14 protein-coding genes are annotated in these 16,369 nt (G+C 35.9%); 8 read left to right on the forward strand and 6 right to left on the reverse strand.

The genetic code is table 11. From position 1 onward, the window contains the following. The first annotated feature begins 20 nt into the window (after positions 1-20). From MKX78_RS08015 to MKX78_RS08035, 5 genes are all read left to right on the forward strand, one after another. The gene (locus tag MKX78_RS08015) at positions 21-1,613 is read left to right on the forward strand and encodes a long-chain-fatty-acid--CoA ligase (protein ID WP_095369848.1); all 1,593 of its coding nucleotides are present in this window, start codon (positions 21-23) and stop codon (positions 1,611-1,613) included. A 388-nt stretch (positions 1,614-2,001) separates the two neighbouring features. Next, on the forward strand, positions 2,002-3,174 hold the full coding sequence (locus MKX78_RS08020) for a DUF418 domain-containing protein (RefSeq protein ID WP_095369847.1): 1,173 nt from the start codon (positions 2,002-2,004) through the stop codon (positions 3,172-3,174). A 78-nt stretch (positions 3,175-3,252) separates the two neighbouring features. Further along, complete coding sequence (locus MKX78_RS08025; RefSeq protein ID WP_341050431.1) at positions 3,253-4,149, forward strand: fumarylacetoacetate hydrolase family protein; 897 nt, start codon at positions 3,253-3,255, stop codon at positions 4,147-4,149. A gap of 114 nt (positions 4,150-4,263) precedes the next feature. Continuing rightward, positions 4,264-4,614: a YisL family protein gene (locus MKX78_RS08030; RefSeq protein WP_224937709.1), complete on the forward strand. Its 351-nt coding sequence runs from the start codon at positions 4,264-4,266 to the stop codon at positions 4,612-4,614. Between the two features lie 505 nt (positions 4,615-5,119). Next, a complete protein-coding gene (locus MKX78_RS08035) occupies positions 5,120-6,850 on the forward strand; it encodes a putative bifunctional diguanylate cyclase/phosphodiesterase (protein WP_341050435.1) in 1,731 nt (576 codons plus the stop codon). An 80-nt stretch (positions 6,851-6,930) separates the two neighbouring features. Here MKX78_RS08035 and MKX78_RS08040 read toward each other — a convergent pair whose 3' ends face one another. Next, a complete protein-coding gene (locus MKX78_RS08040) occupies positions 6,931-7,500 on the reverse strand; it encodes a DUF2777 domain-containing protein (protein WP_095369844.1) in 570 nt (189 codons plus the stop codon). Between the two features lie 211 nt (positions 7,501-7,711). Between MKX78_RS08040 and asnB the strand changes: the two genes are divergently transcribed. Both asnB and MKX78_RS08050 read left to right on the forward strand, forming a co-directional pair. Next, positions 7,712-9,559 carry an asparagine synthase (glutamine-hydrolyzing) gene (gene asnB, locus MKX78_RS08045; RefSeq protein ID WP_340978693.1) on the forward strand — a complete coding sequence of 616 codons (1,848 nt, stop codon included), beginning with the start codon at positions 7,712-7,714 and terminating at the stop codon, positions 9,557-9,559. A 218-nt stretch (positions 9,560-9,777) separates the two neighbouring features. Beyond that, entirely contained in the window at positions 9,778-11,304 is a 1,527-nt protein-coding gene (locus MKX78_RS08050; RefSeq protein WP_340978427.1) for an alpha-amylase family glycosyl hydrolase, read from the forward strand. A 161-nt stretch (positions 11,305-11,465) separates the two neighbouring features. Here MKX78_RS08050 and MKX78_RS08055 read toward each other — a convergent pair whose 3' ends face one another. Both MKX78_RS08055 and MKX78_RS08060 read right to left on the reverse strand, forming a co-directional pair. Beyond that, positions 11,466-12,332 carry an SDR family oxidoreductase gene (locus MKX78_RS08055; protein WP_281202608.1) on the reverse strand — a complete coding sequence of 289 codons (867 nt, stop codon included), beginning with the start codon at positions 12,330-12,332 and terminating at the stop codon, positions 11,466-11,468. A 121-nt stretch (positions 12,333-12,453) separates the two neighbouring features. Next, positions 12,454-12,945: a YajQ family cyclic di-GMP-binding protein gene (locus tag MKX78_RS08060; RefSeq protein WP_341050437.1), complete on the reverse strand. Its 492-nt coding sequence runs from the start codon at positions 12,943-12,945 to the stop codon at positions 12,454-12,456. A 90-nt stretch (positions 12,946-13,035) separates the two neighbouring features. Here MKX78_RS08060 and MKX78_RS08065 point away from each other — a divergent pair, with 90 nt between their 5' ends. Then, entirely contained in the window at positions 13,036-13,908 is an 873-nt protein-coding gene (locus MKX78_RS08065) for a CvfB family protein (protein ID WP_095369839.1), read from the forward strand. 216 nt (positions 13,909-14,124) lie between these two features. Here the strand turns inward: MKX78_RS08065 and MKX78_RS08070 are convergent, their stop codons facing one another. The 3 genes from MKX78_RS08070 to MKX78_RS08080 form a co-directional block, all read right to left on the reverse strand. Continuing rightward, a complete protein-coding gene (locus MKX78_RS08070) occupies positions 14,125-15,018 on the reverse strand; it encodes a hypothetical protein (protein WP_341050440.1) in 894 nt (297 codons plus the stop codon). Between the two features lie 167 nt (positions 15,019-15,185). Further along, positions 15,186-15,317 (reverse strand): DUF3941 domain-containing protein, encoded by a 132-nt coding sequence (locus tag MKX78_RS08075; RefSeq protein WP_095369838.1) that lies wholly within the window; start codon positions 15,315-15,317, stop codon positions 15,186-15,188. Between the two features lie 76 nt (positions 15,318-15,393). Further along, positions 15,394-16,254: a DegV family protein gene (locus tag MKX78_RS08080; RefSeq protein ID WP_307317926.1), complete on the reverse strand. Its 861-nt coding sequence runs from the start codon at positions 16,252-16,254 to the stop codon at positions 15,394-15,396. Positions 16,255-16,369: the final 115 nt, after the last annotated feature.

Consider the following 16,369-nt stretch of genomic DNA (forward strand, 5'->3'; position numbering starts at 1 on the left):
TTAGCGAGGAGTGATTTACCGTGAAGGTACCATTAATATTAACTGAATTTCTAGATCGTGCGGTAAGGTTATATGGAGATAAAGAAGCAATATATGGTGATACGCTCACACTTACATATAATCAATTGAATAAAAGGGTGAATCAACTATCACATGGGCTAGAAAGCATTGGTGTACAAAAGGGAGACCGTGTCGCTTATTTAGCGCCAAATACTGTGGAAATGCTTGAAGGGTTTTATGGTGTATATCAATTAAATGCAATTATGGTTCCACTTAATATCCGCCTGCAGCCAAATGATTACGTTTTCATATTAAATCATAGTGAATCAAAAGTACTTTTCGTTGATCAAGAACTGTATAGATTGATACAACCAATTAAAGATCAGTTAGTAACAGTAGAAACGATTATTGTTCATGATATGGATGGTGATACAACTGAAATTGGTTATGACAATTGGTTAGCATCTTTTCCTGAAGAAAGTTTTTGTAGAGAAGAAATAGACGAAGAGGATGTATGTTCTTTGTTATATACGAGTGGAACAACAGGAGACCCAAAAGGTGTGATGCTTACTCATCGTAACAACTACTTACATGCATTAAGTACGATGCATCATTTGCGGGTGAGTGATCAAGATACACTTATTCATGTACTGCCGATGTTTCATGTTAACGGCTGGGGTTCGCCATTTTATTATACAGCGAATGGGGCAAAACAACTTTGTCTGCGTAAAACGACACCAGAAGTCATCTTTCAAGCAATGGAGAAATATAAAGTGTCTATCGTTCATATGGCACCGACTGTATTGAATAGCTTAATGCAATACTATGATCAGTATCAAACGAAGTTCTCACATCCTATTCGCGTAGTGATTGCAGGTTCTGCCCCGCCACCTGCTTTTGTTTCTAAAGTGGAAGCTGAGATGGGCTGGGACTTTATCCAGGTATATGGGATGACCGAATCTTCACCACTAAGCACGATATCACAAATCAGATCTCATATCCAAATAAATGAAAAAGAAACATATAGAATGAAGGCAAAAGCCGGTTATCAAATGATTGGTTCTCAAGTGAAAGTTGTGGATGAATATGGTGCAGAAGTTGCAAGTAATAGCAAAGATATTGGCGAAGTGGTTGTGCGTAGTCACGGGGTAATGAAAGGTTACTGGAAAAATGAAAAAGCAACGGCAGAAACGATTCGTGATGGCTGGCTACATACTGGTGATATGGGGACAGTTGATCAATATGGCAACATAGACATTGTGGATCGTAAGAAAGATATTATTATTTCCGGTGGTGAAAATATTTCTTCAATAGAAATTGAAGGTGTATTATACGAACATCCTGCCATTTTGGAAGCAGCTGTTATTGCCGTACCACATGAGAAATGGGGAGAAACCCCACATGCCTTTATTGTTTTAAAGGAAGGGATGGACGGGGTGAACGAAAAAGATATTATTGCTTTTACTCGTGAAAATATGGCTCATTTTAAAGCGATAACTAGCGTAACATTTACAAACGAACTACCAAAAACAGCTTCAGGAAAAATCCAAAAAATTCATTTACGTAACGATTATTGGGCTACAAGTGGGAAAGACGGTAGATATGTTAATTGAAAAATTTGTTTGAAGCGAGAGCGCATGTTTTTTGGATTTATTTATTAATGAGAAGTATGGGCATATCTTTTAAGGTAAAGATGTGCTTTTTTTCATGTTCGGTAATGTACGTTAAGAAACTGCAAAAAAATAGTAAGAGAAAATGATTAAATTGATAGTAGAAAATATGCTATATTAAGGTAGTGTGTTGATGAATATTGGAATTAAAGGAAGAAATAGGTTAACTGTTTTCAGGTGGCTCTACTTTTATTCTCTCATCAGATTCTAATAGAAATAAGTGACCAGTTAACAAATTAAAGACCGGCAGTCGGGATAGACTGGGGAAAAGAGAAGGAGGTAAAAGGAACGACTTAGTTCAATTGTAAAAACAATTTCTTAGGAGGAAGTTATGCAATCGCTTAACGAAAACAGAAGAATTCATTCCATCGATGCAATGAGGGGATTCGCTTTATTTGGTATTTTAATAGTCAATTTTTTATCTTTCCATTCACCATATACGCATATAGATCCGTTTAATTATTGGGATAAAGCAGGGGATAGTACGGTTTTTCCTATTATTGATGTATTTTTTCAAGCGAGTTTTTATCCGTTATTTTCTTTATTATTTGGCTATGGTGTCATGATTCTAAAAGAAAGGGCAGAGTTAAAAGGCGTTCATAGTCCATTATTACTTGCAAGAAGATTTCTATTTTTATTAATCATCGGTTTATGTCACGCATTATTCATTTGGCATGGAGATATTTTAGTTACTTATGCTATCGCAGGATTTGCTCTTATTTTATTCATAGAACTGTCAGGGAAACTGTTAATCTTACTTGGTCTACTCATTTATATCATTCCAAATCTACTCTTAGTTGGGATATTACTTCTTACGTTATTCATAGAACCAGATCTTTCGGCGATGATGACGACATCTGTTGCTGACATTGTTCAGGTGTATCAATCAGGCACATGGCTAGAAATCGTACGTCAGAATATAGATGACTGGTTAATGAATAATAATTTGGCCACAATGCCCATTTTAATGATTAGTATTTTACCATTGTTTTTAATTGGAGCAGGGCTACGAAAGCTTCAAGTGGTTGAAAAACTTGAACAAAGACGGATGACAGCGATTGTTCTCATGATTGTATTTCTTACTACTGGATACCTTATTAAACTATTACCATATTTCATTAGTACTAATTTAGCAATGCAATATATACAAGATATCTTTGGGGGCCCATTGGTAGCGGTTGGGTATAGCCTACTCATCCTTGTGCTCGTTAATAGCAAGATAGGGATAATCACAAAACCTTTACAAACAATCGGGCGCTTGTCTATGACGAATTATTTAATGCAATCCATTGTGGCTACATGTTTATTTTATAGTTATGGGTTTGGATTGTATGGCAATGTATCATTGCTGACAGGAACAATGATTGCCATTATATTATACGTATGTCAAATTCTATTCAGCATAATATGGATGAAATATTTTGTATATGGCCCATTTGAATGGTGCTGGAGATGGTTCACTTATTGGCAAAAGCCGTCTACATTTAAAAGAATTCAAAAGTAAGAGTCATCTATTATTCACAATCATTTGCTAACATTTCAGTTAATTTACGCTATACTTATTTAAAAAGGGGTGTAGAGTGTGAAGTACATAACATATGAATACAATAATAAACAAGCTTACGGCGTACTTGTGAAAGAAGAAAAAATGGTCTTACCTTTGCAGGAGGCTGCACAAAACAAAGGGGTACCTTTGCCAGAAGATTTAGTGGATGCCATCGGACATGAAAAATGGAGCGACACATTCATACAGGAATTAATAAGCAATGAAAGTGAATCTACCCTGTTGATAGCCTTAGAAGACATTCAATTAAAAGCACCAATTCCAAGGCCGAAAAAGAATGTTTTCTGTGTAGGGAAAAACTATGCAGAACATGCAATTGAAATGGGAAGTTCAGCAGATATTCCTAAAGAAATGATTGTCTTTACGAAGTCACCTACAACAGTAGCTGCTCCAGACGAAGAAATCCCTCATTATCAACAACTAACAGAAATGTTAGATTATGAAGGAGAAGTAGGAGTAATTATCGGTAAAAAAGGCAAAGAGATAGAAGAAGCGGAAGCGTTAGATTATGTGTTTGGATATACGATTATTAATGATATAACAGCAAGAGATATACAATCTAAACATAAGCAATACTTTTTAGGGAAAAGCTTGGATCAATCATGTCCGATAGGTCCGTGGATTGTAGGGAAAGAAGAGTTAACAAATCCTAATGATTTGCGTATTACGACTAAGGTCAATGGAGAAGTAAGACAAGATTCTCATACTTCAAAATTTATCTTTCCTATCGAGAAGATTATTCACATCCTTTCAAAAGGGATGACGCTAGAACCAGGAGATATTATTGCCACAGGTACACCTGCTGGCGTTGGTAATGGCTTTAAACCACCACGTTTTCTAAAGCCAGGTGATCATATTGAAATCACAGTTGAAGGTGTAGGGCAGTTATCTAATACAATAATGACTATTAATTAATCATTATTGTAAAGATTGATAGTAATCTTTAGGCTTTATCTATTTGATTATGGTATGATGTAAACGAATTATTCTCTAAGGATAAGAGAATAAGAAATTTAAGGGGGTTCTAATGTGACACATGCACATTTAACAACATGGATCGTTGCCTTTATTCTATTCTTTGTTGCCTTATCATTGCAGAAAAATGGCAAAGATAAAGTGGTACATATGATTCTAAGATTATTTTACTTATTAATCATTGCCACAGGTGTAGGTATGCTTTTCTCAATTAGTAATATTGATATTATGTATGTATTGAAAGCGCTTGTTGGCCTATGGATTATCTCTATGTGGGAAATGATCTTAATTCGTAATAAAAAGGGCAAAAAAACAACCATTTTATGGGTACAATTAATTGTCGCTTTTTTACTTGTCCTTTATTTAGGCTTAAGTTTGCCATTAGGATTCAAACCATTTATGTAGGTGTAAAGGCTCTATTGAAAGCTGCTAAAATTAGCAGCTTTTTTCTTTTTTTCGTGTCATTATATCGCCTTTTATGGTATTTTTAATCAGATAGTACTATATTAACTTTCTTGTTTTAGGCATTTAATACTACATGAAACGAAGTTGCGCTACCTGACACAGTCCCTATTATTAGAGGGTATGGTCAACATTGTACGGATGAGAACCTCCATGATTGATCATGAAGTAAAAGATGAGGGCGGTTATTCAATTAAATGAGAATAAACCGATAAAAGAATTGTGAGTGTTAGAGGAAAGACCTTTTTATTATCGTCAAAGATAAAGTCCTTATAATTTAAATCGAGGTTGGATTATAAAGTATCAAACGTTGACGAATGAAAGGTGGACATACACTCGCAGGAGGATACGAAATGGCAGCTATACTATCAGGAATTGACAAAATGGACAAATGCAGCTTGAAAATCAGGTGCCATCGTTTATTTCAGTAACAAAGGAGGAGCCGATGATGGTCGATTCGTTTATTCAATTACCTGTCAATGATCGTAAACGAACAAAACAATTAATGATAGAGTGCCAAAATTTAAAGCAGTGCTATCATGTTTTGTTCCAAAATAACACAGAATCTATCTTTACTATTGATGCTGAGGATCGTTTTACAAGTGTCAATTCAGCTTTAGAGGAAAATTCGGGCTATACAGCAAAGGAACTAATTGGTCTGCCATTTACTCGTTTATTTGATCATTGCCAACTTCCGATTATCAAAGCTTTTTTTGACCGTGCAAGAATGGGGGAAACACAGCAGTTCCAAACAGATATCATTGGGAAACTTGGTAAGAAAGACTTTTATGATATTAAACTCATCCCAGTTATTCGAGATGAAAAGGTAAGTTGTATATATGGAATTGCTAAAAATGTTACAGAACTAAAGAAGATCGAAAATAAATTAACCGAATTATCGTACTATGATCATTTAACTGGACTCCCAAATAAACATAGATTTACTGAACAATTAATCTCGTCAATGAAAAGGGCGAAAAAAAATCAGCAATCTTTTGCTTTACTATCTATTGATATCGATCGTTTTAAAATGATTAACGAAAGTGTTGGATATTTAATAGGCGATCAGATCATTCAGCAACTGGCTTATCGTGTCAATCAGACCTTACCAACCGATAGCTTTTTAGGGAGCTTTGGTGGGGACCGCTTCTTATGCTTATTACCTGAGAATTTACAGACAGAAGAAATAATGAGGCTCACACAGACTTTACTTGAGACCATCGACCGTCCCATTATTATTCAACAGCAAGAGATTCATGTCACAGCAAGTTTCGGCATTAGTTTATATCCAAATGATGGGATAGATTCCGAGCAACTGATGAAAAATGCTGATATCGCGATGCATCTTTCCAAACAGAAAGGTGGTAATCAATTAACCTTTTTTTCTGAAGAAATGAATGAAGAAGTGTTAAAACGATTCGAGATGGAAGGCTATTTAAGAAAAGCATTAAAAAATAAACAGTTCACACTTCATTACCAGCCCCTCGTTTGTTTAGAAAGTGGAGAGCTCTTTGGTAGTGAAGCTTTGATTAGATGGTACCATCCGAAAATTGGAAATATCTCTCCGGCACAATTTATACCTTTAGCAGAGGAAACAGGACTCATTAACGATATTGGTCGATGGGTATTAAATGAGGCATGTAAGCAGAATAAATTATGGCATGATCAAGGTTTTACACATTTACAAATATCGGTTAATGTAGCTGCACGTCAATTTCAACAAAAGCATTTTTTAAAGGTTGTTAAAGATGCCCTGCAACAATCGGGCCTTCCACCAAAGTATTTAATTTTAGAATTAACAGAAAGTACGATGCTGAAAAATAAAAAACATAGTATTGCAGTTATGAAAGAGTTGCAAAGAATGGGCATTCAAGTATCGATTGATGATTTTGGTACAGGATATTCCTCATTAAGTTATTTGAAGGATTTGCCAATTGATACATTGAAGATTGATCGTTCTTTTATACATAATTTACGTATGAATACATCTGATGCTGCGATTGTGAAAGCAATCATTACGATGGGGAAAGGGTTGCAGTTAAAAGTGTTAGCAGAGGGTGTAGAAACAGAAGAGCAAATGAAAGTGCTGAAGAAACTGGATTGCCACTTTGCTCAAGGGTATTTTTTTCAAAAGCCATTAGTAAACCAAGAATTTGAAAAAGGGTTGCAGCAGCAATGATCATAACATTGGAAATGAGACTGTAGACGAGCTTGTAGTGAGTGTCTACAGTCTTTTTTTCTTTTTTTTGTATGCTCATTTTATCCGGAAGAAGAGATTTTTTCAATGACCATTCTTTTTCCACTATTTAAAGTAAATTCGAAACGGTCTGTCTCTTTTTCATAATAAAAGAAATGATGCTGTACGCTACAAATATGCTCTTGATTATCAAAAATCATAAAATTAACACCGCTTTTTCTTGTTTCATCACCGAAAAATGTCAACTGATTATAGCAGTAAATACAATCAAAAATGGAGAAATCAATGCTGTTTAAACTAGTGATGAATTGTACAAAGGCATCGTCATTTACTTCTTCTAATAATGATTCTAATGAGAAAACGAGATGCTTTTTAATTCTTATCTGATCTTGATCTTTTAAATGGAGCAGATCACTGCCGCAATGGATTTGGCCATTGAGTGATAATACACCTTTTCGCCACCGTTTCAGTCTAAATACCTCAATTTCTTGTTGGCGATACTCTTCTAATGAAGATGCTTCATCCGTTTCCTGGTCAAAAAATACCCACTGATTATTAATAAATTCAACATTCCCCTCCATATAGGCTCTTGATTGTTGTTCTATTAAATTGAGTCGTTGTTGTCTGTTCATCATAAACCTCCAGGTAAAAGTCTTTCACTCTATTTTTTGGCAATTTCCTAATGTTTTATAACCTTTATCTAGGACAATTAACCATTTATTTTAGCTCGCATAGAATAAATCCATGCATGATGTTCCGGGCAATTCCACTCGTTTGACATCATTAATTATCCGCTTAAATATTTGCTGCATCTATGATGCTCGTAGAAAGGGTGAAGAAGCCATGTGTGGAATCACGGGCTGGGTTGACTTCAATACAAATATGCAAAATGAACGTCCGACACTAGAAAAAATGACGAATACTTTATCTAAAAGGGGTCCTGATGATACGAATATTTTTGCTTCTGGGCCAGCCGGGTTTGGTCATAAGCGATTAGTCGTTGTTGATCCAGTTGGCGGAAAGCAACCAATGACTATTGATAAGAATCAAAATCGCTATACAATTTGTTACAATGGCGAACTTTATAATACAGAAGATTTAAGAAAAGATCTCCTTATAAAAGGATATTCGTTTAAGGGTCATTCTGATACAGAGGTGCTACTAACTTCTTACATTGAATGGGGAAAAAATTGCCTTCAATATTTAAATGGGATATTCGCCTTTGCGATTTGGGATGAAAACGGTCAAGAACTTTTTATTGGTAGAGATCGATTAGGGGTTAAGCCGCTTTTTTATAGAGAGACAGTAAAGGGGTTACTGTTCGGTTCAGAAATAAAGGCGATTTTAGCACATCCAGAAGTAAAAACAGAAGTAGATAGAGAGGGATTAGCAGAAGTATTCGGTCTTGGACCTTCAAGATCCCCAGGATCAGGTGTTTTTCGCGGGGTGAAAGAGCTACGACCAGCTCATGCATTAACACTATCACAACAAGGGTTAAAGATTTGGCGATATTGGAATGTGGAAAGCAAAAAACATGAAGACTCTTTAGATGAGACAGCAGAAAAAGTACGTAATCTTGTTACAGATGCAGTAACAAGACAACTCGTATCGGATGTTCCTTTATGTACGCTCTTATCTGGTGGATTGGATTCAAGTGCGATCACAGCCATTGCAGCCACAGCATATCAAAAAGAGGGAAAACCACCATTAAAAACCTATAGTATTGATTACGAAGGCAATGATCAATTCTTTAAGGCAAACGATTTTCAACCAAATGCGGATGGTTTTTATATTAAGAAAATGTCAGACACTTTCCATACCATTCACCAGAATTGCATTATTTCACAGGAGGAGCTTGCCGCTCATTTAGTTGAAGCAGTTCATGTAAGAGATTTACCAGGTATGGCAGATATCGATTCTTCTCTACTTTGGTTCTGTCGTGAAATTAAAAAAGAGCATGTGGTTAGTTTGTCGGGAGAATGTGCGGATGAGATTTTTGGAGGCTATCCATGGTTTCATCGTTCGGATGATCTCAGTCGAACTGGATACCCTTGGATGCGATCAATCGATGAAAGACAGCGCCTCCTGAAAGAAGATTGGAGAAAGAAATTAAACTTAAAAGATTACAGTATGGATAAATTTAATCAAGCGATTGCTGAAACCCCACTTTTAGAAGGAGAAACACCGGAAGAAGCAAGAAGACGGCAATTATTCTATATAAACATGCTTAGCTTTATGACAACGTTATTAGATCGTAAAGATAGAATGAGTATGGGAGCTAGTTTAGAAGTTCGTGTTCCTTTCGCGGATCATCGCCTAGTAGAATATGTATGGAATATTCCATGGGATATGAAAATGCATGGTAATCGAGAAAAAGGAATACTAAGGAAGGCGTTGGAAGGGGTATTACCAAACGAGGTATTATATCGTAAAAAAAGTCCTTATCCGAAAACACATAACCCTGCTTATATTAGCATTGTGACAAAAATGTTGAACGACGTATTAGAAGAATCATCCTCCGTTCTTTTTGAATTATTCGATGAAAAGAATTTACGAGAAATCGTAGCAACTGAAGGCTCTGCTTTTCAAGTTCCATGGTTTGGACAATTAATGACTGGACCGCAGCTTCTCGCTCACTTAGCACAAATCCATTATTGGTTTAAAGATTATAATATTAATATTGTTGATTAAAAAAAGAGGTGTTCCCTTTTTAATTATTATGGGAGCACCTCTTTTTTTCTACGATAAAAATAGAAATCTCACTCCAATTAATTAGTACGATATAAAAGAAATGTTACGATTTTAAATATTTTGTTCACTTCTGTTTGACGAAGTAACAACAAACCGCTAATCTATAATGGTTAACGTTTTTGTAAAATAGAGACAAACTATCATTAAGGAGGAGAAAGATGAAAAAGGTCATCACCCTCATCTTAATTCCGCTATTACTAGTGTCATTAGTGCCAAGTGTATTAGCAGAAGAAAAACGAAGCTTACAGGATGAACTTATTTATTATGTTATGATTGATCGTTTTAGCAATGTAGATAGTAAGAATGATTACCATGTGGATGTGAAGGACCTTGAAGCGTTCCATGGTGGTGATTTTGTTGGTATTATTGAAAGACTTGATCATATTGAAGATTTAGGTATGACGACGATTACCTTGAACCCAATATTTGCAAACGCCGATAAAGGTTATCATGGATATTGGGTGGAAGACTTCTATGAAACAGAAGAACATTTCGGAACGTTGGAAGAATTTAAACGACTAGTGGAAGAAGCACACAAAAGAGATATCAATGTCATGATTGATTTCCCACTAAATTATGTTGCAGCTACACACCCATGGGTAAACGACCCTACTAAATCAGATTGGTTGAAGGAATCTGAGGAGATCTCAACACCAGATATGTTCACGAAAGATTGGTTAGCTGGGTTGCCCCAAATCAATTATGAGAATGAAGAAGCAGCACAATATATCATCGAAGCGGCTAAATGGTGGATAACAGAAACAGGTGTAGATGGTTATCGTTTAGAAGGCATCCAGTTAACAGATAAAGATTTTCTTCAAAGCTTTGTAGACAGTGTAAAAGAAACCGATAATGAGTTTTTTGTTTTAGGTGAAGTATGGTCCACAGACCCACAAGAAATTGCTAAATATGAAATGACCGGTATAGATAGCTTAACAGACTATGCTTCAACATCTAATATAAGGGAAGCATTTGTAAAACCGGATGTGTCAATGACTGATACTATTGGTGACATCGAAAATAACATTGATACATATGAAGAACCAAATATGGTTACAAGACTAATTGATAGTAAAGATATGATTCGTTTTACAAATCAGCCAGTCGCATTAAATGAACATCCAGGACCAAGGTGGAGAACAGCGTTAACGTATTTGTTTACAACCCCTGGGATTCCAATGTTATATTATGGTAGTGAAATTGCGTTAATTGGGAATGAAACCCCCGATAACCGCAGACAAATGGATTTTCGTACGGATCCTGAGTTAATTGAGTACATCGGACAGCTAACAAAAGCAAGAGAAAAATTACCTTCTATTGCAAAAGGAGATTTTACTCTTTTACATGAAAGTGAAGGTTTTACGGTTTTTAAGAGACAATTTAAAGAAGAAACATCAATAGTAGCCATCAATAATACAAGTGGTACGAAAGATTTAGTATTAACAGGAGAAGAGATAGAGAATGATAAAGAGTTACGAGGGTTATTAGCTGGTGGGTTAGTAAGAAGCAATGATCAAAATGAATATCATCTCGTACTAGACCGAGAAGAAGCTGAAATTTATGTTCTTACCGAAAAGCAAGGGTTTAACTTTGTTTATGGAGCAACATTGTTATCAGTGTTACTTGCCTTCTTTGCCTTTTTATTCTTGGCTAGAAGAAGAGGTAGAAATCGCACAGGAGAATAGAGAACAAAAGATGCCGAAACAGTCTCGGCATCTTTTTTTGATAGTAAATGTAATTTGATTGGTTAGGTGCATTTCAAGGTTATATTACACTACATAATAGTGGGGCAGAGAGAAAAAGATATGTAGCATTCTTTTTTAGTCTTGTCCCCCTCTTACTTTCCCTATCCATTAACAATTTTCCCGCCGTTAATATGCAACATTTGTCCACTCATATAACTAGAATCGTCGCTTGCTAAGAAGACATAAGCCGGAGCGAGTTCAAAGGGCTGTCCCGCTCTTTTCATTGGAACATTTTTTCCAAATGATGCAACTTCTTCAGCAGAGAAAGTGGACGGAATCAATGGTGTCCATATAGGACCAGGGGCAACACCATTCACTCTAATCTCTTTGGACGCTAACTGCAAGGAAAGTGACCTAGTAAAAGAGACAATGGCCCCTTTAGTTGAGGAATAGTCAACTAATAGTTCATTACCTGCATAAGCGGTGACCGAAGCGGTATTAATGATCGAGCTGCCAGCTCCTAGATGTGGTAGTGTGGCTTTTGTTAAATAAAACATAGCATAAATATTTGTTTGGAAAGTTTTTTCAAGTTGTTGACCACTAATGTCCTCGATATTTTTTTGTGGATGCTGTTCACCAGCGTTATTAACAAGAATATCTATTTTCCCAAATTTATTTAACGCTTGCTTTACGACTTCCTGACAAAAAGGTTCTGATGAAAGGTCTCCGCTAATTAAAAGGCATGTCTTCCCAGCTTGTTCGACTAATGTTTTGGTTTCTTTTGCATCTTCATGCTCATTTAAATAAGGAACAATAACGTCTGCACCTTCCTTAGCGAAGTAAATAGCTGTAGATTTACCTATACCGCTATCTCCGCCAGTAATAATAGCTACTTTACCTTCTAGTTTTCCAGCAGGTTTATAATCTTCATTCACATAGATCGGCTTAGGAATCATTTCCTCTTCCGTTCCTGGTTGATGATTTTGATGTTGTGCCATAAAGCTTTTTGGCAATTGTTTATTATCCATCCTAATCCCTCCTTGCTGTTGTTTTCCCTTTTTATTATGTTGAAAACCTTACATTGTTATGAGGACAAACTTAAGTACAAAAAAGAGGCAGTGGAATCACTGCCTCTGTGCTGGTATGTAATTATCGATAATTAGAAAATTGAACATCGATTGTTAAATCAGCTTCTCTTACTAGTGAGATGATTTGTTGAAGATCATCTCTATTTTTCCCTGTGACGCGGATTTGATCATCTTGCATTTGACTCTTAACTTTAACACCACTATTTTTAATTAATGTATTGATTTTCTTCGCGTTATCTTTGTCAATCCCTTGAACTAAGCTTGCTCTTTGTCTAACTGTGCCACTTGAAGCAGGCTCAAATTTGCCATAATCTAAATTCTTAATCGGGATCCCTCGTTTAATCATCTTACTAATTAGCACATCTTTCAGTTGCTCTAGTTTGTATTCGTCATCAGAAATAAGGACGAGCTCTTCTTTTTCTAAAGTAACCTTACTTTTACTTCCTTTAAAATCATAGCGTGTCTGTATTTCTTTCATTGCAATTTGAATTGCGTTAGTGACTTCAGCAAAATCTACTTTTGATACGATATCAAATGAACTTTCTTTAGCCATAAAATAATTGTCCTCCTCATGAAAAGAGTTTCACTTTATGTTCTTATTATAGTAGAATATAGCAATGCGAACAACTTTAGGAGGATTTAAATGGCTTTAATAGATGAGATCGGCAAAATTACAGAGTTATTAGTTTCCAGAGAAGCGGCTTTTGGTTATTTCTTAACAGATGGAGAAGAGGACGTTCTGCTTCATAAGAATGAGGTCAAAGAAGAAATTACAGAAGGACAAAAAATTTCTGTCTTTATTTATGTAGATTCTGAAGGTAGAAAAACAGCAACAATGACATTACCTGAGATTACCGTTGGAGTATATGGCTGGGCGAAAGTAGTAGATGTTAATCCTGAGCTCGGGGTATTCATTGATATTGGTATTAGTAAAGATATGTTACTGGGAAAAGAGGATTTACCTGTACACGAACGAGTATGGCCGACTGTTGATGATACGGTATATGTTACATTAAGGGTTAATCGAAACGGTAGAATATATGTGAAGCTTGCGACAGATCAAGTGATAGCTAGTATTTCACATAAGGCTGGAAGGGAAGAACTTAATAAAGATATCCACGGATTTATTTATCGTACAGCCAAAGTTGGAAGCTGGATTTACACAGCAGATGGCCTAAAAGGCTTCATCCATGAAACGGAAAGACGTCAAGAGCCAAGACTTGGGGAAAAAGTGAACGGTAGAATCATTGATGTCAAACAAGATGGTTCGATTAATGTCTCCCTCAATCCAAGAAAACAAGAAGCGTTACTTGATGATAGTGAAATCATTCTTAATTACTTGCAATCACGTAATGGAGCTATGCCATACAGTGACAAAAGCGCACCAGAGGATATAAAGGATAGATTTCAACTAAGCAAAGCTTCTTTTAAACGTGCACTTGGTCGATTGATGAAGGATGGTAAGGTGTATCAAAAAGAAGGTTGGACTTATATAAAAGAGAATGAGTCAAAATAAATGAAAGCGGGAAGGTGTGAGAGCCATCCCGCTTTTTTTGTATGATTTCATAATAATCTTATGAAATCGGGCAAAGACTGAAGTTGTATTAGTTGATAGTAAAGGTAGAACTAAGATTTGGTCTTGGTAGAAGTCGTTGCTAAAAAAGAGCGAGAAGGAAATATATGCGATGTAAAAGAGAGAAACAAAGAAATGAGTAAATAGAAAAATCGAGAACTAATAGTTTGGGGGAGAAAGAATGAGTAGGACAAATAGGAGAAACGCGACTAATAGTTGAAAGAAGAAAGAAATAAGTAGGGGAAATAGAGAGATCGCGACTAAAAATTGAAGGAAGAAAGAAATAAGTAGGGGAAATAGAGAAATCGCGACTAAAAATTGAAGGAAGAAAGAGATGAGTAGGGCAAATGGAGAAATCACGACTAAAAGTTGAAGGAAGAAAGAAATAAGTCGGGCAAAAAGGGAAATTGCGACTAATAGTTGAGGGAAGAAAGAAATAAGTCGGGCAAATAAAGAAATTGCGACTAAAAGTTGAAGGAAGAAAGAAATAAGTCGGGCAAAAAGGGAAATTGCGACTAATAGTTGAGGGAAGAAAGAAATGAGTCGGGCAAAAAGGGAAATCGCGACTAAAAGTTGAGGGGAGAAAGAAATGAGTCGGGCAAATGGAGAAATCGCGACTAAAAGTTGAAGGAAGAAAGAGATGAGTAGGGGAAATGGAGAAATCGCGACTAAAGGTTGAAGGAAGAAAGAGATGAGTAGGGGAAATAGAGAAATCACGACTAAAAGTTGAAGGAAGAAAGAAATAAGTAGGGCAAAAAGGGAAACCGCGACTAAAAGTTGAGGGGAGAAAGAAATGAGTAGGGGAAATGGAGAAATCGCGACTAAAAGTTGAAGGAAGAAAAAAATGAGTCGGGCAAATGAAGAAATCGCGACTAATAGTTCAAGGAAGAAAGAAATGAGTAGGGCAAAAAGAGAAATCGCGACTATAAGTTGAAGGAAGAAAAAAATGAGTCGGGCAAAAAGAGAAATCGCGACTAATAGTTGAAGAAACAAAGAAATGAGTAGCGTAAATAGGAAAAACGCGATTAAAAAGACGCCCACCGCTATACCCACGAAAATAGTATATCCTAACAACATGGTTAAGGATATGCACAAAAAATAATCTTTGAAAAATATCCATTGAGCCCAATCTCAAGAGAAAGTTTTGTAAACTGTATAAGTCCTAAAATACTTGAGGTATCTTAGGACTTCACTTTTATCATTTGAAAACTTTTGTTCAATCAAAGATGGTCTGTTTTCTTTGAAAAGCTTTTTCGACCTTCTTGCTTATTTTTTGTTTCTTCCATGTTTTTTTCATGGTTGAATGCGTTGTTATCTTTTGCTTTTTTGTCATTATCAGTTGTATGAGACATAAAATAAACTCCCTTCCATTCTTCATCTGTACACATTTAGTGTTTGAAAGAATGGAAAGAAGTATGTATAAGTGCGTTAACCTTTAAGTTTATTTAAAAAGAAAATTGCAATTGTGCCGGCACCAGCATGGGATCCGACTGCTGAACCAATTGGAGAAATATAAAAGTGTTCAACACCAAATTCTTTTTGAATCATCTCTTTCACTTCTAGGGCAGTGGCTTCATCATCACCATGACTAATAGCCACCATTTGTCTATCCAAGGCAACGCCTCTTTCCCTCATGATATCAATGATCCGTTTAAAGAGCTTTTTACGACCGCGATGTTTTTCAATTGGTACAAGTTTTCCATCTTCAACATTCAATAGTGGTTTAATATTGAGTAGCCCACCTAAAAAGGCAGATGCTTTAGAAACTCTACCGCCCTTTGCTAAATACTCTAAGTCATTAACCGTAAATAAATGTTCCATATGTTCGCAATTGAATGTTGCATTGCTAACAATTTCATCTTTGGTAAGTTGCTCTTTTGCATCTTTTGCAGCATTCAGTACAACTAATCCATAACCTAAGGAAGCACATTTACTATCTATGATGGTTAAGTTAAAGTCTGGGTAGGTTTCTTTTACTTGATCTAACACCATAACTGCAGTGGAATATGTTCCAGAAAGTGCGGAAGAAAAGGCTATATAGATACCATCTTCCTTATTTTTCGCCATATTCGTAAAGATCTCTTCAAATAAAAGGGGAGAAGCTTGGGAGGTCTTAGGTACCTTACCTTCTCTTATGGCTTCATAAATATTCTTGGAATCGATCGTCAACAGGTCATCGTATTCCTTTCCATTTAAATGAACCTTCAATGGAATAAGTGTGACATCGTTTTCTTCAAAAAAACTTAACGGTAAGTCACATGCGCTGTCAGCGAGAATTTTAACTGACATTATTTCACCTGCTTTCAACTTATAGATGATACTAGTTTATAGAAACTTAGGAAAAAAAACAATGGAATGCATTGAAAAACCTAAACTTGGGTAAAGAAAAGATAGAGAGATGATT

Origin of the sequence: Cytobacillus sp. FSL R5-0569 (genome assembly GCF_038007265.1) — a bacterium.
GTDB classification, from domain to species: Bacteria; Bacillota; Bacilli; order Bacillales; family Cytobacillaceae; genus Cytobacillus; species Cytobacillus kochii.